We start from the raw sequence: 20,710 nt of genomic DNA, 5'->3' as shown, positions 1-20,710 counted from the left end.
TCGCCGAACAGATCAACGAACCAGCGGTGAACGGTCCTCTCATGCAAGTTTAGTTCACGCGGCCTCGGGGCGACCGTCTCAGCGGCCTGGCGCAGGTGCAGGCCGCGATCTTTTACCCATGGAAACTCGAAGGCCAATGAACGATCAAAAGATCGCAGCCTACGGCAGCTCCTACGTAAGCCAATTCGTGGAGGCACCATGAAAATCTCGGTCAAACTGGCGTTTTTCGCCGTCGTCAGCACCCTCGCCTACCTCACCCTGGCGATCTGGGGGCTGGGTGGTTTCGCAGCCTTTTTCAGCCACGGCTCACTGGTTGTCGTTGCCCTGGCCACCCTGATCATGGCTGTCGCATCACTGTTCACCGAGGTCAACCTGAGTTCAGGGGAACGCGAAGACCGGGACAACCGCTGGGTCATCCCGGCCTTCGGCGTGATCGGGTTGCTGAGCGGTTTTCTGCCGGCCTATACCGACCGCATCGATTTCTGGACCTTTGGCGGTGAAGGCGTGCGCTGGCTCGGCGCACTGTTGTTCATCGTCGGCGGCGCGCTGCGGTTGTGGCCGGTGTTTGTGCTGGGCAAGCGCTTCAGTGGGCTGGTGGCCATTCAGCCGGGGCACCGACTGGTCACGGAGGGGATCTACCGCAACCTGCGCAACCCCAGTTATCTGGGGATGATGGTCATCGGCATGGGTTGGGCGCTGGCCTTTCGTTCGGGGGTCGGGCTGATATTGGTGGCGCTGACGCTGATCCCGCTGATCGCGCGCATTCACTCGGAAGAAGCCTTGCTCAGGGCGCAGTTCGGCAGTGAGTACGAGGCCTATTGCGCCCGCAGCTGGCGGTTGATCCCTAAAATTTACTGAAGCGTCGATCACAAAAAGTGCAGGCAACACATTAAAAGTGTGGGAGCGGGCTTGCTCGCGAAAGCGGAGTATCAGTCGACATTGCAATTGCCTGACAAACCGCCTTCGCGAGCAAGCCCGCTCCCACAGGGGAATGTTTCGTTCACAAAAGCTGCAAACGAATCAGACCGCCGGCATCCACGCTCGCGACAACCATGTCATAACCCGCCAACGTCCCATGCAACGTCTCGATCGGCTGCTCATGGGTCGCCGTGACAATCATCAAGTTCGCCCCCGCTGCCTCGGCCGCCAGAATCCCCACCGTGGCATCTTCAAACACCAGGCACTGCCCAGGCTCGACACCCAGGCGCCGGGCCGCGAGGCGGTAACCGGCGGGGTCCGGTTTGCCGGCAGTCACATCCTCGGCGGTGATCATGACGGCAGGCTCGGGAATCCCTGCCGCCGCCAACCGCCGCAACGCCAGTTCCCGAGGGGCGGAAGTGACGATCGCCCACTGGCTGAGGGGCAAGGACCGCAAGAATTTCGCCGCGCCTGCCACTTCCAATACCCCGTCGACGTCGACGATTTCCGCTTCGGTAATCCAGGCGGCTTCGACCTCGGCATCCACACCGGGCAAGCCCAGGCGCCTGATGGTGTCGATGGCGCGGGCACCGTGAATGGTCGGCAGGAAGGTCTCGACATCGACACCATGGCGCACGGCCCAGGTGGTCCAGACCCGCTCGGCGGCGGCGATGGACGTCAGGACGGTGCCGTCCATGTCGAACAGAAAGGCACGGTAGGTCGAGTTGAAAACAGAGTGATCGGACAAGGAAAGGAGCCTCGCAGGTGCCGGACGGATTTGCCCGGCAATGTAGCATCTGCGCGCAGGTCAGTTGAGTCGTTTGGACTTGAAGGTCTGGCCCACGCAATCGAGCAACCCGCCAATCATCCAGGGTTTCTTGATGAAAGAGACCTCGTGCCGCACGCCTGCGCTTTCAGGGGTTTCGAAACCGGACATGATCATGATCGGCTTCTCCGGCCACCGATCACCGAACTGGTTGGCCAGGTCCGCGCCGTTGAGCCTGCCGGGCATGGTGATGTCTGTCAGCAGCATGTGCACTTGCGGCGCATGCTGCTCCAGATAGATCGCTGCCGCGTCCGCACTGAGTTGCGGTTCGACGACAAAACCTTCCTCCTGAAGAATCTCACAGAGAAACTCCAGGATCAGCGGGTCGTCCTCAACCACCAGAATCAACCCGCCAGGAAGATCCCCACCCGCCGTCGGTACTCGACTCATGACCGTGCCGCTCCCTGATTGCCTCAATGATTTCGCGGGTACTAATCCGCCACCTAAAAGGTATGAGCAGCGGACTCGACGGAAATTCATTTTTGATACAGCGGATCGACAATAGGAAAAACCACAGGGTTTGTGTTGCCTTTGATTATTGCGACATGGCGTCTTTGCTCATGCCGTCCCTGGACATGGCGTCTTTTTTCATCGCGTCCCTGGACATTGCATCCTTGGACATACCGTCTTTGGACATTGCATCCTTGGACATACCGTCTTTGGACATTGCGTCCCTGGACATCGAATCGGTCTTCTTCATTGCATCCTTGGACATGGCGTCTTTGGACATGGCGTCTTTGGACATCGAATCCTTGCTCATGCTGTCGTTGCTCATGGTGTCAGCAGCGAACACAGAGGCGGCACCAACGGCCAGGCACATGGACAGAACAACAGTGGTCAACTTTTTCATGATGAAACTCCTTGGAGCGTGTGTTGTGGGGTGTGAAATAGCCAGGCACCCGTCAGCTGCCACCGAACCAGTTGTAACCCTGGTCTTCCCAGTAGCCGCCGCTGTAGGTATTGCTGACGAAAATCGCCTGAATGTGTTTGGGGTTCTTGTAGCCAAGCTTGGTGGGCATGCGCAGCTTCATCGGGAAGCCGTATTCTCGCGGCAGCACTGCGCCGTCCCAAGTCAGTGCCAGCAGGGTCTGCGCGTGCAGCGCGGTGGCCATGTCGATGCTGGTGTAGTAGTCGTCGGCGCATTTGAAACCGACATATTTGGCGTCGGTGTCGGCGCCGATGCGCTTGAGGAAATCGCTGAAGCGCACGCCACCCCAACGCCCGATCGCGCTCCAGCCTTCGACACAAATGTGCCGGGTGATCTGCTCGGTCTGGGCCATGGCCCGCAGTTCTTCGAGGCGCCAGCTGCGCTTGTCGGCGACCAGGCCGGTGACTTCCAGGCGATAGTCCTCCTCATGCACCGTCGGCGCCTCGTCGATGCCGTAGAAGGCATTGAAGGGAAACGGCCGGGTGATCATCGATTCGGGATAGGTGGGCGCCATCGCGTTGGGGTTGAACAGCCAGCCCTGCACCCGGTCGTTGAAGCGCGACATGGATGACAGCGCGGTCTCGACGCTGTCGTTGTCGGTGATATTGCAACCGGACAACATCGCTACGCCGCCGAGGGTCAGGCCGCGCAACAGGAACGAGCGGCGCGAGTGGTCTTCGATCTGCGGGGCGAGGATCTTGCGGGCGTCGGTGAGGATCGACGCCTCGTCCAGTCCGGGTACCTGAATGCGCTTTTTCATACCTGCTCCTTGCGGCCGACGATCATGGCCAACAGCGTTTTCGGAACCAGTGCGACCATCACCAGATGCACCGCCACAAAGGCCACCAACAGAGCCATGGCGAAGAAGTGCACACGGCGTGCACCTTCGTATCCCCACAGCAACTCACGCAACAGCGGGAACTGCACCGACTTCCACAGCACCAGCCCGGAGAGCACCAGCAGGAGGATGTCGACCATCACGAACAGGTACGCAACACGCTGCACCTGGTTGTAATGCGAGAGGTCGGCATGGCTCAGTTTTCCGCGTAATGCGGCCCCGAGGTCATGCAGCACAGCTTTGGGCGAGACCGGGAAGAAACGCCGCTTCAGGCGTCCGCTGAACAGGTTGAATGCCAGGTAGATCAAGCCGTTGATCGCCAGGAACCACATCGCCGCGAAATGCCATTGCAGCGCACCACCCAGCCAACCGCCGAGGGTGATCGACTTGGGAAAGCTGAAGTCGTAGATCGGCGAAGCGTTGTAGATGCGCCAGCCGCTGGTGACCATTACCAGCACCGCCAGGGCGTTGAGCCAATGGGTCAGGCGTAGCCAGCGTGGATGAGTGGACTTGGGTGAAGCAGTGGTCTGCGACATGTCCGGCTCCGGATTGTTGTTGTTCGTTGGGGCCGAGTATGGGAGCCGGAAGATCGCCAAATCCTCACGTAAAGTTAAATTAAACGTGATAACTCGCATCCGAATGCCCCCCCGCTCCCACAAGGTTTTGTGTGGTCCGCCGAATGCGCAATTATGGTTAAATGCCGCCCCCACAAATGATCGACACGACCCGATGAACCCTGAAGCCCTCGCCACCCTCAACCAGCACCTGCTGACCGCCCTGGCAGCCGCCCCCGCCGAAACCCGCCGCCTGTTTCACGGCCGTGGCCGCTGCTGGCCGGGGCTGGAGCAAGTGACCGTGGACTGGTTGCAGGGCGTGGTGCTGGTGGCGCTGTTCAAGGAGCCGGAAGCGGCGCAACTGGAAGACCTGAAGCAGGTGCTGATGGCGATCACCCAGTCTGAGCAGTGGGCAAAATCCGGCGCCCATACCCTGTTGCTGCAACACCGCTACCTGCTGCAAAGCACCACCGAGTGGCTGCTCGGGGACGTGATCGAGGAAATGACCATCACCGAGGGTGGCCTGAAGTACCGGGTGGACTTGGGCCGCAAACAGAACACCGGGTTGTTCCTCGACATGCGCTACGGCCGCGATTGGGTCCGCGCCAATGCCGAGGGCAAGCGGGTATTGAACCTGTTCGCCTACACCTGCGGTTTCTCGGTGGCGGCCATCGAAGGCGGTGCGAGCCACGTGGTCAACCTCGACATGTCGAGCCCGGCCTTGAACCGTGGCCGCGACAACCACCGGCTCAACGGCCACGACATGAGCAAGGTCGGTTTCCTCGGCCACGACCTGTTCAAATCCTGGGGCAAGGTGATCGGCAAGGGGCCGTACGACCTGGTGATCATCGACCCGCCGTCGTTCCAGAAAGGCAGCTTCCTGCTGACCAAGGACTACCAGCGCGTACTGCGTCGGTTGCCGGAATTGCTCAGCCCTCAAGGTACCGTGCTGGCGTGCATGAACGACCCGGCCTTTGGCGCCGACTTCCTGATCGAGGGCGTGACCCGCGAAGCGCCGAGCCTGCGGTTTGAACAGCGGCTGGAGAACCCGCCGGAGTTTCCGGATGCTGATGTGGAGTGTGGGTTGAAGGCGTTGGTGTTCAAGCTGCAGAGCTGAAAGATCGCAGCCTGCGGCAGCTCCTACGGGCCTGTGCATACCCCTGTAGGAGCTGGCGAAGCCTGCGATCTTTTTGACTTGGATCTCAACGCGGCCGCAACACCAGCGCAAACAACTCGCCATGCCCGTTCACGTTGAGCTTGTGATAGAGATTGCGCCGATGCACCTTCACCGTTTCCGGGGAGATGCCCATTTGCTGGGCGATGGCCTTGCTGGAGAAGCCCTGGAGAATCAGGCGCGCGGTTTCGATTTCCCGCAGGGTCAGGCGTGCGTCGAAGCGATCGAGCAAGGTCGCCAGATCGCCGGCCGGTAGTTCGGCGGCCGGCCCTTCCGGTGGCAGCAAATCCAGGTGTCGGCGCATCGCCGCCAGCACCCAGTCACGCACGCACAGCAAGCGGCCCTGCTCTTCGAGGCTGAAGCGTGTCGCACGCCCCAGGGACAGGCCAAGCACGGCACCATCGACGTTGACCATGAACTGCAACTCGTCGCCACCGACTACGGTGCTGAAGTAACTCAGGTAGTACTCGCTGTGCTGGAACTGGTCGGGGGCCACCGATTCGAGGCTGTGCAAACCGTCGGCGATACCCGCACAGGCGGCTTGATAGAACGGGTCGAGCAGGTACATGCCGGCGCGGTAGTCCGCCAGTTCTTCATGTTCTTCGGTGGTGCCCTTGGCATCGAAGTCAATCAGCAGGCGCGGCACATGCCCCGGGCGCATCAGCGCCACCAGCGCGTTATCCAGCGGCACCAGCAAGCGCAGGGTATCGACCAGCGCGCGCCAGAAGCCGTCCCGCCCCACCGCCGTGAAGACCCGCGCCAGCCCCTGGTGCACCGGCAACTCTTTCAACAACGCGTCCACGCACTACCCCTTTTGAGTAACCCATGATGGGAATGGGTGAAAGCCACCCCGGTCGATACGCTGCAAACTCCTGATTACCACCGGCCGCAACAGGCCAGGAGTGCCGCATCATGAGTCGTCACCGCTTGTATTTCAATCTGGGGTTTGGCGCCTGTCTGGCGGTTTCGCTGTCGGCTTTTGCGGTCGAAGCCCCGACGGTGCACGTGTACAACTGGTACGACTACATCGGCCCGACCACCTTGCAGGACTTCAAGCGTGACACCGGGATTGCGCCGGTCTACGACACCTTCGACAGCGCCGAAGTGCTGGAAGGCAAGTTGCTCACCAGCCGCAGCGGCTACGACGTGGTGGTGGCCAGCAACTTCAGCTTGCCCACGCTGATCAAGGCCGGCGCCCTCGCCCCTCTGCCCCGTGCGCAGATGCCGGACTTCAAGAACATGGACACCGAACTGCTGGCGAAACTGGCCAACAACGATCCGGGCAACCAGTACGCCGTACCCTATCTGTGGGGCACCAACGGCATCGGCTACAACATCGACAAAGTCCGCGCAGCCCTGGGTGACAAGGCGCCGGTGGATTCCTGGGACCTGGTGTTCAAGGAAGAGAACCTGGCCAAGCTCGGCGAATGCGGCGTGGCCATGCTCGACTCGCCGTCGGAGATGCTGCCGGTCGCCCTGCACTACCTCGGCCTGCCGCCCAACAGTACCAACCCCGAGGACTACAAGAAGGCCGAAGCACTGCTGCTGAAACTGCGCCCGCACATTGCCTACTTCAACTCATCGAAATTCATCAGCGACCTGTCCAACGGCAACATCTGCGTGGCGGTGGGCTGGTCCGGCGCGATGCTCGAAGCCAAGAGCACCGCCGAGCAGGCCGGCAACGGCGTGAAGATCGCCTACAGCCTGCCCAAGGAAGGCGCGCCGGTGTGGTTCGACACCCTGGTGCTGCTCAAGGACGCACCGCACCCGGAACAAGGCATGGCCTTCATCGACTACCTGATGCGCGCCGAGGTCATCGCCCCGGTCAGCGACCACCTCAACTACCCCAACGGCAACCGCAGCGCGACCACACTGGTGGCCGAGGCAACCCGCAGCAACCCGGCCGTCTATCCGCCCGCCGAAGCCATGGCCACCTTGTTCACCCTCCAACCCCTGCCGCCGGCTACCGAGCGCGTGCGCACGCGGATCTGGAGCAAGGTCAAGAACGGTCAGTAGGAGCTGCCGAAGGCTGCGATCTTTTGATCTTGAAAGATTGCGGATCGACAAAAACAAAAAATCAAAAGATCGCAGCCTTCGGCAGCTCCTACAGGTGTTGACCGCATTTTTCTGCCAAAAATTGAAAATGAGAAAACCCATGAAACCACGCGCCCGCGACCTCAACATCCAGTTCGGCCAACTGCAACCCGGTCCGCTCAATGCCATCACCGACGTCCCTGGCGTACGGGTCGGCCACAGCGATGTACGAGGCCGCACCGTCAATGGCCGCGACATCCTCACCGGCGTCACCGTCATCGAACCCCGGGCCGGTTCCACCAGCCAGCAACCCTGCTTTGCCGGTGTGCATGTGCTCAACGGCAATGGCGATGCCACGGGGCTGGAGTGGATTCGCGAGGCCGGCTTGCTGACCAGCCCCATCGCCTTCACCAACACCCACAGCCTGGGCGTGGTGCGCGACGCACTGATCGTGCTCGACCGCGAGCAGCAACCGGATGACGGGCGCCTGTACTGGAACATGCCGGTGGTGCTGGAAACCTTCGATGGCTTGCTCAACGACATCAACGGCTTTCACGTCAAGCCGGAACACGTGGCCCAGGCCGTGCATTCGGCGGTGGGCGGCCCGGTTGCCGAAGGCAATGTCGGCGGTGGCAGCGGCATGATCTGCCACGAATTCAAAGGCGGTATCGGCACCGCGTCGCGCCGCTTGAACAGCGACCAGGGCGGCTGGACAGTCGGCGCAATTGTCCAGGCCAACCATGGTATTCGCAATGAATTGCGCGTCGATGGCTACCCGGTCGGGCGCTACATGGAACAGGTCGATTCGCCATTCCTCAAGGCCTCGCTGCCCCATCCGGGCATGGGTTCGATCGTGGTCTGCCTGGCCACCGATGCGCCGTTGCTGCCACATCAGTGCACCCGTCTGGCTCAACGCGCCAGCCTCGGCCTGGCCCGCACCGGCGGCGGCAATGAAGACCACAGCGGCGACATCTTCATCGCCTTCGCCACCGGTAACGATCACGTGCCACCGGCCGCCTACGAGAGCAAGAAAGCGCCGACCACTCACAACCTGAGCATGGTCAACAACGACCACATCAGCGAGCTGTTCCTGGCCGCCACCGAAGCCGTGGAAGAAGCCATCATCAATGCCCTGCTCGCCGCCGAAACGGCCGAAGGCAACGGACATGGGGTGCAAGGGCTGGATGCCGAGACCTTGCTCAAGGCATTGCGCCGCGCCGGCTGGCCGGGGGACACGACTAGCGGTACTTGAGTAAAACACTAGGTCTTTTTAGGATGAACTTACGCAGCCGCCTGTTTGTGCAAGCCGCTGCGTAGGTGGTGAGTGCACTGAACCCCTACCAAGCTCACCGCTTGTTTCACGCGCATCTTGAGCCTCACGGCTCCACTTCCTCCCCATCAAGAGCTTTGAGGCTCTTTTTTAACCTCCGAAAACCATCTTCCTATCAATACATCTCCAATGTAGGAGCGGGCTTGCTCGCGAAGGCGTCGTGTCAGTCGCCATGAATGTTGGCTGACACACCGCTTTCGCGAGCAAGCCCGTTCCCACAGGGGAAAGTCATTGTGTTTCGGTGGTGCACAACGACCGCCACGCCGCCTCCGCCAGCATGTCCCGATAGGCCTTCGGGCTGCCCTTGACCCGGCCCGACAACCAGGCGCGGCAGTAACTGTCTGCCTGGCCGACGATCAGCGACGGGATCAGCTCCGCCGGAAAACGCCCCAGCTCATTACCCTGCGCGCCCAGCCACTCCAGCAACTGCTTGTTGCGCGTCTTGTTGCGGGAAGCGAGTTCGTCCTTGAACGGCCCCTTGGTGACGGCAAACCGTGCGTGGTACTGGAACCGCGCCCACTCCGGCTGGCTATCGACCCAGTCCACATAGCTGTGCACCAGCGCATGCACCCCGGCTTGAGCGGTGTGTGCGTCAGCCAGGTAGCTGTCACGCAAGCGGGCCTGATCATCGAGGGCGGTAAAAAACAGCGCCGCCACCAGGCCTTCCTTGTTGCCGAAATGGTGATAGATCGCGCCGACGCTGGTATCGCATTCGGCGCGGATCATTTCGATGGTGGTGGCCTCGATCCCCTGTTCGTTGAACAGGCCCAGGGCCGTTCTGAAGATGTCGCGCTTGAGTTCGGCGCGTCGTCCGGGGTAGCAGCGTTCGAGCAGATCGGCGGTTTCCATGCGCAAGGACAGTCCGGAAGAGTCATGGGTGGAGGCTGGCGGTGGCCAGCAAACAAGTGGCGCTAGGTTGACAGATTTCCCTTCGACAGAATACTGTTCCATCACAGAATATTATTCTGTTAAAGAATATTATTCTGCAACCGTCATCCTCAAGAGGCAAAAAAATGAGTCAGTTCCTCAGCATGTTCAACAGCGCAGGCCCGCAAGCATTCAGCAAAATGGCCTGCCAGGTGGCGCCCTACTTCTCCACCATCAACCCGTTGGTCAAGGATTTGCGCAAAGGCAGCGCCACCGTTCACGTGCCGTTTGCCCGGGAGATCACCAATCATTTGGGTACGGTGCATGCAATTGCCATGTGCAACGCCGCCGAACTGGCCGCCGGGATGATGACCGACGTTTCCATTCCCGCCGGCGCACGCTGGATTCCCAAAGGCATGACCGTGGAATACCTGGCCAAGGCCAAGAGCGATGTGACGGCGGTGGCCGAAGGGGAGACGGTGGACTGGACCACCGAAGGCGACAAGATCGTGCCGGTGGATATTCACGACGCCGAGGGCAAGAAGGTGTTCACGGCGCGGATAACCATGAATGTGAAGCTGGCCTAAACGCTGACCGCGGTTAAATGTGGGAGCGGGCTTGCTCGCTCCCACAGGGGGATTTGTGGTGTTTAGGAGAGTACGGTCAGACCAGGCGCAATCGAGGTCCGCTAGCCGGCACCGCATCGTCCCCCAACCGCCCACGCACAAATTCATTGGCCTTGCGCGTCAACTGGTCCAGATGCCGGTCGCGTTGTTTTTCCGCGTCGGTCATGGCCCGCTTGCCATGCTTTTGCAGCAGGTAGGTATGAATCTGTCGCACCTCCAGCGAACTGTAGATCGACGCCACATCCAGCAGTGCCATCAAGCCATCGGTGGCGTGGTCGCGGGTGTTCATCAACACTTGGGTCGCACGCACGCCCACCACCTCAAAACCCATCGCCTCGAAATACGGCACCTTGGCCACCGCACAGGTCAGCTCGGCATGGGGATAGCGACCGACCACTTCCCGCAGCATCCGCCGGGCCACGCCCTGGCGCCGATACTCGGCCTGCACCGCCATGTACGCCACGCCGCAGGCCTCGGGGTCATCCTGCACCGGCAGGTACAGCACAAAGCCCGTCACCGTTTGCGGATCGTCTTCGTCGGTGGCGACAATCAACTCCACGGCAATGCCTTTTTCACCGTTCAGCGCCTCCAGATACAGGTGCACCTCATAGCCGATCGCGTATTGGTAGAGGTTGTACAGCAGGTTGCTGGGCGGGATCGCGACCATGCTGATGTCGGTCAGGTTGTCGACCACCATCTGCAGGATCTGGCTATTGATGTGCTCGGGGCACGGGGTCTTGAAGTGGCTGATCAGGGGCATTGCGGTGACAGGCTCCGGGAGGCGAGGACCGCCTATCATAGCGCGCCTGGCACCTGTGGTCCGAAGGGTGATGGACAGACATCCCCCATTGACGGCCCATGCGCATCGCCGGCGGACGCCTGGTTGCGTTTTCGAGGCTGACAACAGCGACTCCGGCACACATTGTGCTGGATGAACGTGCCTCTTCGCGATCAGGCCCGCTCCCTCAGGGGACTGCGGTTTTGCCCACTCCTCGATCTTCTGTGGGAGCTCGCCTGCTCGTGAAAGCGCCCACCACCACTCCGGACCGGGGTGTGAGTGGGGGGAAATGGGTGGGTCAAAGCCCCCAACTTTGAGGATTCCCACCCATTGCATCTTTAGGACCAAAGTCCAAAACGCCAGTCTTTTGATATCAAACAGTTTTTTGTCTTCCCCCGGACCTCCCGGAGATTGGCGCACCTCTTGCAGCGAGCCAATGGCCAACATCAGCCACACCGGCGCGCCCCCGAGGGGAACAACATGAAAAAAATGCCTGACCTCAAACCGCTCGGCTTTCTCAGCAAACCGGGCATCGCCGCTGTGATGCTGATCAACTTCAGCCTCGGCACCGTCAACGCCGCGCCGCTTGACGATGTCAGCCCGCCGCCGCCAACAGATCCTTCGGCGTATACCAACCCGCCGACCGACCCCCAGGCCGCGCTGGATGCCATAGAGACCATGTCTCCCACCAACCAGGGCTCCTATGCCCTGCCCAATGGTATGTACGGCACCCGCACCACGCCAACGACCGACAACGTGCTGCCGCCAGCCCTGCAGACATCCTTCAAAATCCCCACCAATGGCAAACCCAGCCCATTGTTCGGGGCCCAGCCGTACACTCAGCAACTGCTGCTGTTCGAAGAGTTCGGTACGGAAAAACTCGACCCGACACTGCCGCCGCCCACCCTGACCTTCCCGGTGCCGATCGTCGGCCCGGCGCCCACCCAGGACCCGAACAACATCGCCCGCAGCGGCCCTTCGGCCGCGGCGCTGGAAGCCTTCATGCGCCAGCCGGGGCTGTACCCGTTTCCGTCGCAGTATTCCAACGTGCTGGACCGCAACCCCTGGAAAGCGCAGATCGAAGCCTTCCTCAACCGCCATCCGGTCGGCTCGCCAGCCGAAGGTCGTCCGCCAGGAAAAGGCTGGTCGCACCAGCGCTGGAACGAGTTCTACCCACAGGTCGCCTTCAAGACCACTCAAGCGGGCGCCAAGCTCAACGGCGGCATGCGCGACCGCCGGCAGTTGCACAACTACGCCGTCGGTGAGTTCGGGCCTGGCGGGCTCTACAACCAGACCTCGGACACCCCGATCATAACGGGCACCACCAAAGGCATCGACACCCGCTTTCACCCCAACATGCCGATTCAGAACCACAAGGCGCTCTGGACCTTCGACGGCACCTTCCCGCCAAAACTGCTGATGGTGCGGTACGGCCAACCGGTGCTGATGCGTCACTACAACGCCCTGCCGATCGATCCGTCAGCCAACATGGGTTTCGGCCTGCACACACTCAGCACCCATGAACACAATGGCCACTCCCCGGCCGAAAGCGATGGCTATTCCAATGCGTTTTTCTTTCCGGGGCAGTACTACGACTATCGCTGGCCGATCCAGTTGGCCGGTTACGACACCATCAACACCAGCGCCCAGGATCCGCGCGCGGCGTTCCCCTGCGCCCCCGGTGAAACCCTGTATGTCAACGATGCCACGCCGGGCCTCAAGACCTGCAACAACGGCAGCATCAAGATCCGTGGCGACTGGCGCGAAACCATGAGCACTCATTGGTTCCACGACCACATGCTCGATTTCACCGCGCAGAACGTCTACAAGGGCAACGCGGTGATGATGAATTACTACAGCGCCATGGATCGTGGCAACGAAGCACTGCAAGACGGCGTCAACCTGCGCCTGCCCAGCGGTTCGGCGTTGCCCTGGGGCAACCGCGACTATGACGTCAACCTGATGCTGGCCGACAAGGCCTGGGACGCCAATGGCCAGCTGTGGTTCAACCCGTTCAACACCGATGGCTTTCTCGGCGATCAACTCCTGGTCAACTGGCAGTACCAGCCACGCCTGAACGTGCGGGCACGCAGCTATCGCTTCCGCATTCTCAATGGCTCGGTGTCGCGCTACTTCAGGATCGCGCTGGTGCGTGAAGTCGTCGGCACCGGTGGCGAATATCCTGGCCCGGTCGGTTCCGGCCTGTCCTACACCCGCGTGCCGTTCCACATGATCGCCAACGACGGCAACATAATGGAACACGCCGTGCCGTTCGACGGCAGCATGGACCTGGACGCTGACGGCGACCTGCAGGACCACAACGCCATTCTGCCCACCATGGGCATCGCCGAGCGTTACGACATCATCGTCAACTTCGCGAAAAACGGGATCAGCACCGGCGACAAGTTGTACTTCGTCAACCTGATGGAGCACCACGACGGCAAGGGTCCGGAAAGTCTGCCGCTGAGCCTGGCCGATGTCCTGTCCGGCAAGTACAAGGCGGTGCTCAAGCTCGGTAGCAACGGACTGCAATGGGACGCCGGCGACCCGGTGGTGGGCAAGTTCCTGCAGATGGTAGTCCAGCCTTATGCCGGCCAGGACGTGAGCATGAACCCCGCCGACTACGAACCCGCCAAACCGGGCAAGCCGATGGGTAAAACCATGCTGCCGCTGACCCTCAACCGTGACGACCCGACGGTGCAGGCCAGACTGAAACTGGCACGGCATCGCGAGTTCACCTTTGGCCGCTCCGACGGCACCGACGACGAACCCTGGACCATCAAGACCGACGGCGGTCTGGGCTACCAGATGGACCCCCGAATCATCAGCGCCGCTCCGCAACTGGCCAATGGCCCGACCGCTGCCGGCTTCTCCGGCGACGGCACCCTGGAAGTGTGGAAAATCAGGAACGGCGGCAACGGCTGGAACCACCCGGTGCACGTGCACTTCGAAGAAGGCATCGTCCTCCACCGCGACGGCAAGGCCCCACCGGAATGGGAAAAATGGGCGCGCAAGGACGTCTATCGCATCGGCGAGGGCATCGACAGCTCGGTGGACGTGGAAATGGCGATCCGCTTCCGGGAATTCGCCGGGACCTACATGGAGCACTGCCACAATACCCAGCACGAGGACACCTCCATGCTGCTGCGCTGGGATGTCGAGAACCCTGGCCAGTTCCAGTTGATGCCAACCCCCCTGCCCGGCTGGGACGGCGTCAACTACGTCAACTCCGCCGCGCTGCCGACCTTCCGCACTGGCGATACCCGTGTCGAGGACGCCGCTAACCAAAAACCGGTCGCTAACCCCGACAGCGCCATCAGTAACACCGGCCAACCGGTGATCATCAACGTGCTGGCCAACGACACCGACCCTGACGGGAACGTGCCGCTCAAAGTGGTGGGCCTGGAGCAACCGGACTCCGGCAAGGGCGTGGTCAGCACCGACGGCCTGCGCGTGACCTACACACCACCGGCCACGATCCCCGCACCGTTCACCGCGACCTTTTCCTATAGGGCCAGCGATGCCAAGGACGCGGAGTCGGCACCGGCGACGGTGTCCGTGGCAGTCTCGGCAGCGATCAACGAGAGTCTGATCGTCACCAGCGCCACCGTCACCGCCCGCAGCAACAGCCGCTGGTATTGGGTCCTGTCCGGCACCACTTCCCGTGGCACGGGCAATACCATCACGGCAACGGCCACGACCACCACCGGTACGGTGAACCTTGGCGCCGCCGTCCTGACGCCTACGGCCACAGGCGCGCGCTGGAACATAGCGGTGACCACCGCCGGCAGTGGCCCGTCGCCTGGCGCGACGGCAACCATCAAGTCGGCCTTCGGCAAAACCGTGACGGTGCCGATAAAGGCGAACTAGAGCGGCTTGATCGACGCCCGGTCCATGCAATGTGGATCGGGCGTTTTTCTTTGTACAGCGCCCACCATTGAATCGGCGTCGTACTCAGATTTTGCATTCACCAAAGATCAAATGTGGGAGCGAGCCTGCTCGCGATGGCGCAGTGTCAGGCAACATAGAATCTCCCACAACAGGAGTGTCGTTGACCGCAAGTTAACGTTCGGCCCGACTCACCGCTGCGGCGCCACCATCCGGAAGCGGATATTGATCTCGTTGGACACCACACTGTCCGCCCACTCGCCCTCACCTATCTTGAAGTCGTCACGCTTGAGCACCAGTTGGCCCTCGAAGATACCGATGGCGCTCTGCGATTTCAGCAGCACCGGTACACTCACTTCCCGAGTGAGCCCCCGCAGGGAAAGCGTGCCGGTGATGGTGTAGCGGTTATTGCCCTGGGCCTTGATGGAGGTCGACTCGAAGGTCGCCACCGGATAAGTCGCGGTGTCGAACCACGCCGGCTTTTGCAGCTCGGTGTTGGCGTCGCTGCTGCCGGCATCGATGCTTTTCAGGTCGATGGTCAGCACGGCATGGGCGGCGCCGGGGTTATCGGTATCGAAGTCGAGTTTGGCCTTGAACTTACCAAAGGTGCCGTAGGCTTTCGACCCCATCTGCACATAGGTGAAGCTCAAGGTGCTGGCCCTGGCGTTCACATCCTTGTACTCCACGGCTTGCGCAAACGGCACCAGGCCGAACACCAACATGCCGGCCAGAGCGACGCAATGCGCGGATCGAAGATTCATGGCACTCTCCGGGAGGGTTCCCGTCTTGAGTTGGCGTGCCGCACAGGTCGGGTGGCACCAGATGGACTAAAGCAAACAACCGGCGTTTATTCCACCTCACCCGTTGATTTACCACCACCTGCCCCGCACTCCCCGCGTTGCCATGCCCTGTGCAACAGGTCGATCACCTCGGCATCCGAGGTCTGGGCAAAGTCCATGTACCAATGGCCAATCGAGGTGAACCACTCGGGCATCAGCGGGCAGATCAACTCATCCACCTCGCTGCGCAACGCCTGCACCGTTTCGATCGGCGCCACCGGCACCGCCACCACGATGCGCGATGGCGCCTGCGCCCGCAGCGCCTGGATCGCCGCCATCATCGAGGCGCCGGTGGCCAGGCCGTCGTCGATCAGGATCACCACCTGATCCTTGAGCTGCACCGCCGGCCGCTTGCCCCGATAGACCTGCTCGCGGCGCAATAGCTCGCGGCTTTCCCGTTCGACCACGGCGTCGAATGCAGCCTTGGCAATCGGATGCACCCGCAGCGCTTCTTCATTACGAATCTGGATACCGCCGCTGGCAATCGCGCCCATGGCGTACTCCGGGTGGGACGGCACGCCGAGCTTGCGCACCAGCATCAGGTCCAGGCGAACCTTCAGCGCCGTGGCCACCTCATAAGCCACCGGCACGCCGCCACGGGGCAAGGCCAGAACGATGACGTCGGAACGATTGGCGTAAGGCAGCAACGGTTCAATCAAACGCCGCCCGGCTGCCGGCCGGTCTTGCAGGATGGAATGGGACAAGGGGCTCATTTGAAACCTCCCCAGGCGATTGCGCCTGCGAACTTCAGCCATACCTGCCTTTTGTGGCGAGCGAGCTTGCTCCCGCTGGGCTACGCAGCGCGAGCAAGCTCGCTCGCCACAAACCTGGTCCAAAGCATTATCCGCTCCTTTACCCCGCCTATACCAACCGCTCAATCTTCTGATGCTGCCACACCAGTTTGTAATACAGCGTCTGCAACACCAGCATTCCCAGATACGCCACCGGAAACGCCATCCACACCCCTTGCAGCCCGAACTTCGCATCCAGCAGATACGCCGCCGGCAACTGCACACCCACCACGCACACAATGGAAATCGCCACCGGCACCATCACCGTGCCGCTGGCGCGCATGATGCCGCCGATGATCGCCTGGAAACCAAACACCAACAGGCTCCAGAGCATGATGTGCAACAGGTGCTCAGCCATGTTGAGCGTCGCCTCTTCGGTGAGGAACGACGCCAGCAACCAGCTCGACAACAAGTACCCGAGCACCACCAGGCCACCGGTCAAACACACGTTGATCATCAGTCCAGTCTTCAAAATCGGCCCGATACGCTCAATGCGCCCCGCCCCAATCGCCTGCGCTCCAAGGATCGATGCCGTGATCGCAATCGACAGCGCCGGGAACTGCACGTAATTGACGATCTGCGTCACCGCGCCATACGCCGCCGTCGCCTGGGACCCGTGCTGGTTCACCAGCGCCAGAATCACCAGCTCCGACAGCGACAACACCACCATCTGCAACCCGGTGGGCAAACCGATGCGTAGCACCTTGCCGAGAATCGCCATGTCCAGCTTCATCGCCGCGAAGAACTCACGGTCCGGCGCCAGCGGATGGCCCTTGCCAAGCAAGCGCCACGCCAGCAGCCCCATCGCCACCAGGTTACCCACCAGCCCGGCAATCGCCGCACTCTGAATCCCCATCGGCGCAAAACCCAACCACCCGCGAATCAACGCCGGCGTCAGCGCCAGCCCGACACAGGTGGACACCACCAGCGCCAGCAACGGCGACAAGGTATCGCTCACCCCGCGCAGCAACTGGGTGAACAACACAAACACCAACAGCGACGGCATGATCCACAACATCACATGGGCATACGCCACCGCATCGTCCAGCACGTCGGCCGGCGTCCCCAACCCCACCAACGCCGACCGCGCAAATACACTCCCCACCACCGCCGCCACCAACCCGATCAACACCCCCAGCAACAAGGTCGCCCCGGCAATCGCCTTCACCAGATGCGTCTCCCGCGCCCCCCACGCCTGCCCGATCAACACCCCCGCCCCCGCACCGAGGCCGATCACCAGGGCGATGAAGAAAAACACGATGGGGAACATGCCCGACACCGCCGCCAGGGCCTGGGTGCCGAGCATCTGGCCGATGTAGATGCTGTTGACCGTGCCGGACATGGATTGCAGGAAGTTCGACAGGACCATCGGGGCGAGGAAAAACAGGTAGGTTTTCCAGAGGGGGCGTTGGGGGTTCGGGGTTTGCATTCGGGAAGGTCCATTTCGACGGCGAGAGCAATGAGTAAGGATAGCGTGGGTGGCTGAATCCAAGGGGCCGTGAACATCTCAGGTCTGTGTTTATATTTCCAGCGACCTGAGGTGAAAGGTCTGAAGTTTCATCGTCGCGGGTCCTACATAAAGCTCGGAATGTCTCACCTTCCCGCGCTGATCTTATGCGGCTTATAGTCGGCGCTGTCGCCCAAATGGCGATTCGGGTTTGGCGACCTGACAACAGAGAATGACCGACTGACGGCCTTGAGCCCATCTAAAAGAGATCATTCAAAATGAATCGATATATGCCTCTCACCGGAATCGACCTGGTTCCGGCTTCCCTGCTCATCGACACCCAAGCGCCACTCGACGTCCTGCAAGCCATGGCGGATTACCGTATCCGTACGGTCACGCAGGTGCTGGAAAACATTGCCTACCGATCTGAACTCGGTTGCGACACTGTAGTGCTGGAGGACTTTGCCAAGCTGCTGGTCATTCCGTTGCGCGATGGGTGTGATTTGATGGATGTGATTGGGCGGCGGTTGCGGGCGCAGGCGGCGGAGTAAAGAAAAACGGGTGCTCTCGCGCCCGTTTTATTGCTACTCCAGAAAGAGGTTGCTCCTCAGCTTGATTCGAGGCTGCGAAAAACCGATCAGGCGAAGATACTCAATATGCTCGTAACAAAGAGAAGAGCCGCTGCGGCAGCGGCTCAACCTGGGAAGCCTTCGATGATTTAAACGACTGGACAAGGGAACTGGACGGCCACGAAATGATGGCTACGGTCACCGCTCTCTGGCACCTGCGCTCAGGTACTTGGTGCTGTCAGTCAAAGGTATATTTGCCTTCGAGCATGAATGCCGGCTCTCTCCAGTTGGGTCCTCTCACTACTATGCACCCATTATTTTTTATAAAACCGGCATCACACATTTTCTTGACAAGGTTCAATAGCCCTATGTTGTTCTCCACATGCGCCCAGTTAGCCCGATTATAAAGGCCATCAAGCCGAGGAAAGGAGATGCCCAATTCATTTTTGGTAAGAAATAGAATTACCTCTTCAGGCTTCTCGTTTAGTACGATGTTTTTTATGACGTTCATCGTTTTATTCCTCCAATTTGCTTGGACTCTCTGTCCGTTTGTTTGTTGTCTGCCTCTATAGCCTCGGGCGTGTAGAGTAATTCAAAATCATCTTTTAGCTTGTAGTCTTCCAGCGTCGCGGCGTGAGTATTGTTCCAAATAACACCGTCGTCATTCGGGTTTACACCGTCAACCACACCTAATGCTCTGAAACGTTCCAGCTCTCTGAGTTCATGAGTATAGAAGCGTTTGTCAGCATCTGTGATTACCAATTCACCCAGCAGAATTTTTTTCAAGCGAAAAATCATAATGGCATTGGCGTCCGAAGGACCAAAGCGTCCAGTATGTAATTTTACCAGGTCAATACCCGCCTGGATCACGGAAGCACTTGTCCAATCGAGATCGAGTATTGGCCCCCCGGCTTTGGCGGGATTGAAAAGTCGACCGCTGTATTTTCCCCTTGTGGTTGCTCCTTCATAAGGACTATTAAACACAACGTAGATTGGCGGTAGACCGCTTTCAATCGGAAAGCAGTAAATGCAATCCCTGAAATCAGGCAATTCGACCGCGGGCAAGGTTTCAGGCTGCACAAGCAATGGCGACAGCGTAACTCCAGTGTAAGTCGGTACTTGCGCAGGTCGGGCAGGCGAAGTTGTCGAACCGTTTCCCAAGTGAATAATTGGAAAACTGAGGATAATGGGCGGTGTATCGTTTGACGTGAAACTGTAGCTGCTGGTCGTTGGATCGAATGCCAATGCTCGTACTGGCACTTTTTCCGAGACGCTCCCTCCAGCCGGGGTTGCAACGAGTGTGTATTGGTTAAGGTCGCCATAAATCCGATAAGGAAGGTCAATGGTTCCTTCGGCAGCGGCGATTTCATTCAGGTTTGACGGCAGCTTTGGTAAAAAAGTGGTACCGGGTAGTTTGAGAGCTGTTTGAGGAAAGCGTTCGCCGTTAGCAAGAGCAGGTGAATAGAACAAGGCTCCGATCCCAACAGCAGTGGCCCGACTGATTAGTGCTTCCCCCAACCCTGCCAATAACCTAATGCCTCCCTGGATTCGCGCCCCGAAGGTCCAACCGTCGGCGAAATGGATGGCAATGGCACCCGCCACGGTTCCTGCCTCTTCGCCATGACCAATGGGCAACCTGTAGGTGTAGGCGACTTCGCCCCTTGCCAAGGCGCGATGGATTTCAGCGTCTGCAGTTGCGGAAGCGTCCTCCAAAATGCGAACGGCCTCGATAAGGATTCGTTTAACGTAGGCGGCAGTTAGCGACAACAGGAATTCTTCATAAAAACTTAGTCGTACTTCATCATCTCTTTCTGACTCCACATCACTTGCAAAAAACTCGGCAATTGTTTCTCTGTCTAGCGACAATGCGTCCACGCCAATATGCAATATTGCATCGTGCCAACTTCCGTGCATTGTGACCCTTTGCAAAAGTTCAACGATGATCACTTTCTTTTTTAAGGCAGCTTCCAGCGCATTTAACTCTTGGGAGTCAATGCCTGCGGCTATGCGCTTCTCTAGATAATCTCGAATATTCGGTGCACCACCCGAAAAAACATTCGTTATCTGATCGTGCGCCGAAAGAAATATCGCCACTAATTGTTGGTATTCGTTTCTGGTTTTTTTGACGCCCTCAATACTATGCGGCGTAGTAACCGCCGGGACATTCCCATCCCAAAACAAAATACTATCGAAGCTTGAAGGAAAAACTGAGGCTTGCGCAGCTTGAACCGGCAGAGACCCAGACGTTATTGAAGATGAATAATGAGTAACTGGTTTTTGCATATAGCACTCCATGCAACAAT

20 protein-coding genes are annotated in these 20,710 nt (G+C 59.9%); 7 read left to right on the top strand and 13 right to left on the bottom strand.

Going from position 1 to position 20,710, the window contains the following annotated elements; translation table 11 throughout:
- Positions 1–198 precede the first annotated feature (198 nt).
- Entirely contained in the window at positions 199–858 is a 660-nt protein-coding gene (locus ACM6IT_RS04465) for a methyltransferase family protein (RefSeq protein WP_056723888.1), read from the top strand.
- Positions 859–1,000: 142 nt separating this feature from the next.
- On the opposite strand, the gene ACM6IT_RS04460 is transcribed toward ACM6IT_RS04465, so the two are convergent.
- From ACM6IT_RS04460 to ACM6IT_RS04440, 5 genes are all read right to left on the bottom strand, one after another.
- A complete protein-coding gene (locus tag ACM6IT_RS04460; protein ID WP_414917604.1) occupies positions 1,001–1,666 on the bottom strand; it encodes an HAD-IA family hydrolase in 666 nt (221 codons plus the stop codon).
- A gap of 60 nt (positions 1,667–1,726) precedes the next feature.
- A complete protein-coding gene (locus ACM6IT_RS04455) occupies positions 1,727–2,134 on the bottom strand; it encodes a response regulator (RefSeq protein ID WP_414917603.1) in 408 nt (135 codons plus the stop codon).
- A gap of 145 nt (positions 2,135–2,279) precedes the next feature.
- A complete protein-coding gene (locus tag ACM6IT_RS04450; RefSeq protein WP_414917602.1) occupies positions 2,280–2,594 on the bottom strand; it encodes a pentapeptide MXKDX repeat protein in 315 nt (104 codons plus the stop codon).
- A 52-nt stretch (positions 2,595–2,646) separates the two neighbouring features.
- Positions 2,647–3,432 carry a molybdopterin-dependent oxidoreductase gene (locus ACM6IT_RS04445; RefSeq protein WP_414917601.1) on the bottom strand — a complete coding sequence of 262 codons (786 nt, stop codon included), beginning with the start codon at positions 3,430–3,432 and terminating at the stop codon, positions 2,647–2,649.
- Positions 3,429–4,046, bottom strand: a complete 618-nt coding sequence (locus ACM6IT_RS04440; RefSeq protein WP_056723882.1) for a cytochrome b/b6 domain-containing protein — start codon at positions 4,044–4,046, stop codon at positions 3,429–3,431. The genes ACM6IT_RS04445 and ACM6IT_RS04440 overlap by 4 nt, the downstream gene beginning before the upstream one ends.
- Positions 4,047–4,239: 193 nt before the next feature.
- On the opposite strand from ACM6IT_RS04440, the gene ACM6IT_RS04435 reads away from it, so the two are divergent.
- Positions 4,240–5,181, top strand: coding sequence for a class I SAM-dependent methyltransferase (locus ACM6IT_RS04435; protein WP_056723880.1), 942 nt, complete (start codon positions 4,240–4,242; stop codon positions 5,179–5,181).
- An 85-nt stretch (positions 5,182–5,266) separates the two neighbouring features.
- Here the strand turns inward: ACM6IT_RS04435 and ACM6IT_RS04430 are convergent, their stop codons facing one another.
- Positions 5,267–6,040, bottom strand: coding sequence for a helix-turn-helix transcriptional regulator (locus ACM6IT_RS04430; RefSeq protein WP_056723878.1), 774 nt, complete (start codon positions 6,038–6,040; stop codon positions 5,267–5,269).
- Between the two features lie 110 nt (positions 6,041–6,150).
- Here ACM6IT_RS04430 and ACM6IT_RS04425 point away from each other — a divergent pair, with 110 nt between their 5' ends.
- Positions 6,151–7,254: an extracellular solute-binding protein gene (locus ACM6IT_RS04425; protein ID WP_056723876.1), complete on the top strand. Its 1,104-nt coding sequence runs from the start codon at positions 6,151–6,153 to the stop codon at positions 7,252–7,254.
- A 139-nt stretch (positions 7,255–7,393) separates the two neighbouring features.
- Positions 7,394–8,524 carry a P1 family peptidase gene (locus tag ACM6IT_RS04420; protein WP_414912881.1) on the top strand — a complete coding sequence of 377 codons (1,131 nt, stop codon included), beginning with the start codon at positions 7,394–7,396 and terminating at the stop codon, positions 8,522–8,524.
- Between the two features lie 306 nt (positions 8,525–8,830).
- Here ACM6IT_RS04420 and ACM6IT_RS04415 read toward each other — a convergent pair whose 3' ends face one another.
- The gene (locus ACM6IT_RS04415) at positions 8,831–9,451 is read right to left on the bottom strand and encodes a TetR/AcrR family transcriptional regulator (RefSeq protein WP_414917600.1); all 621 of its coding nucleotides are present in this window, start codon (positions 9,449–9,451) and stop codon (positions 8,831–8,833) included.
- Between the two features lie 164 nt (positions 9,452–9,615).
- Here ACM6IT_RS04415 and ACM6IT_RS04410 point away from each other — a divergent pair, with 164 nt between their 5' ends.
- The gene (locus tag ACM6IT_RS04410; protein ID WP_056723871.1) at positions 9,616–10,056 is read left to right on the top strand and encodes a hotdog fold domain-containing protein; all 441 of its coding nucleotides are present in this window, start codon (positions 9,616–9,618) and stop codon (positions 10,054–10,056) included.
- 76 nt (positions 10,057–10,132) lie between these two features.
- On the opposite strand, the gene ACM6IT_RS04405 is transcribed toward ACM6IT_RS04410, so the two are convergent.
- Positions 10,133–10,855: a GNAT family N-acetyltransferase gene (locus ACM6IT_RS04405; protein WP_056723869.1), complete on the bottom strand. Its 723-nt coding sequence runs from the start codon at positions 10,853–10,855 to the stop codon at positions 10,133–10,135.
- Between the two features lie 498 nt (positions 10,856–11,353).
- Here ACM6IT_RS04405 and ACM6IT_RS04400 point away from each other — a divergent pair, with 498 nt between their 5' ends.
- On the top strand, positions 11,354–14,743 hold the full coding sequence (locus ACM6IT_RS04400; RefSeq protein ID WP_414917599.1) for an Ig-like domain-containing protein: 3,390 nt from the start codon (positions 11,354–11,356) through the stop codon (positions 14,741–14,743).
- A gap of 209 nt (positions 14,744–14,952) precedes the next feature.
- Here ACM6IT_RS04400 and ACM6IT_RS04395 read toward each other — a convergent pair whose 3' ends face one another.
- The 3 genes from ACM6IT_RS04395 to ACM6IT_RS04385 all read right to left on the bottom strand — a co-directional run bounded on the left by ACM6IT_RS04395 (position 14,953) and on the right by ACM6IT_RS04385 (position 17,820).
- Complete coding sequence (locus ACM6IT_RS04395) at positions 14,953–15,522, bottom strand: YceI family protein (RefSeq protein WP_056725163.1); 570 nt, start codon at positions 15,520–15,522, stop codon at positions 14,953–14,955.
- A gap of 86 nt (positions 15,523–15,608) precedes the next feature.
- Entirely contained in the window at positions 15,609–16,313 is a 705-nt protein-coding gene (locus tag ACM6IT_RS04390; RefSeq protein ID WP_056725162.1) for a phosphoribosyltransferase, read from the bottom strand.
- 148 nt (positions 16,314–16,461) lie between these two features.
- On the bottom strand, positions 16,462–17,820 hold the full coding sequence (locus tag ACM6IT_RS04385; RefSeq protein ID WP_056725160.1) for an MATE family efflux transporter: 1,359 nt from the start codon (positions 17,818–17,820) through the stop codon (positions 16,462–16,464).
- 296 nt (positions 17,821–18,116) lie between these two features.
- Here ACM6IT_RS04385 and ACM6IT_RS04380 point away from each other — a divergent pair, with 296 nt between their 5' ends.
- Positions 18,117–18,389, top strand: coding sequence for a hypothetical protein (locus tag ACM6IT_RS04380; protein WP_056725158.1), 273 nt, complete (start codon positions 18,117–18,119; stop codon positions 18,387–18,389).
- 256 nt (positions 18,390–18,645) lie between these two features.
- Here the strand turns inward: ACM6IT_RS04380 and ACM6IT_RS04375 are convergent, their stop codons facing one another.
- Positions 18,646–18,918, bottom strand: coding sequence for a hypothetical protein (locus tag ACM6IT_RS04375; RefSeq protein ID WP_056725156.1), 273 nt, complete (start codon positions 18,916–18,918; stop codon positions 18,646–18,648).
- On the bottom strand, positions 18,915–20,690 hold the full coding sequence (locus tag ACM6IT_RS04370; RefSeq protein WP_414917598.1) for an S-type pyocin domain-containing protein: 1,776 nt from the start codon (positions 20,688–20,690) through the stop codon (positions 18,915–18,917). Before ACM6IT_RS04370 ends, ACM6IT_RS04375 begins: the two co-directional genes overlap by 4 nt.
- Positions 20,691–20,710 lie beyond the last annotated feature (20 nt).

This window comes from Pseudomonas sp. IT-P4, from assembly GCF_949767755.1.
Classification (GTDB): domain Bacteria; phylum Pseudomonadota; class Gammaproteobacteria; order Pseudomonadales; family Pseudomonadaceae; genus Aquipseudomonas; species Aquipseudomonas monachiensis.
The sequence above is the reverse complement of the archived record's forward strand: the minus strand, read 5'-3'. Positions and strand labels throughout refer to the sequence as shown.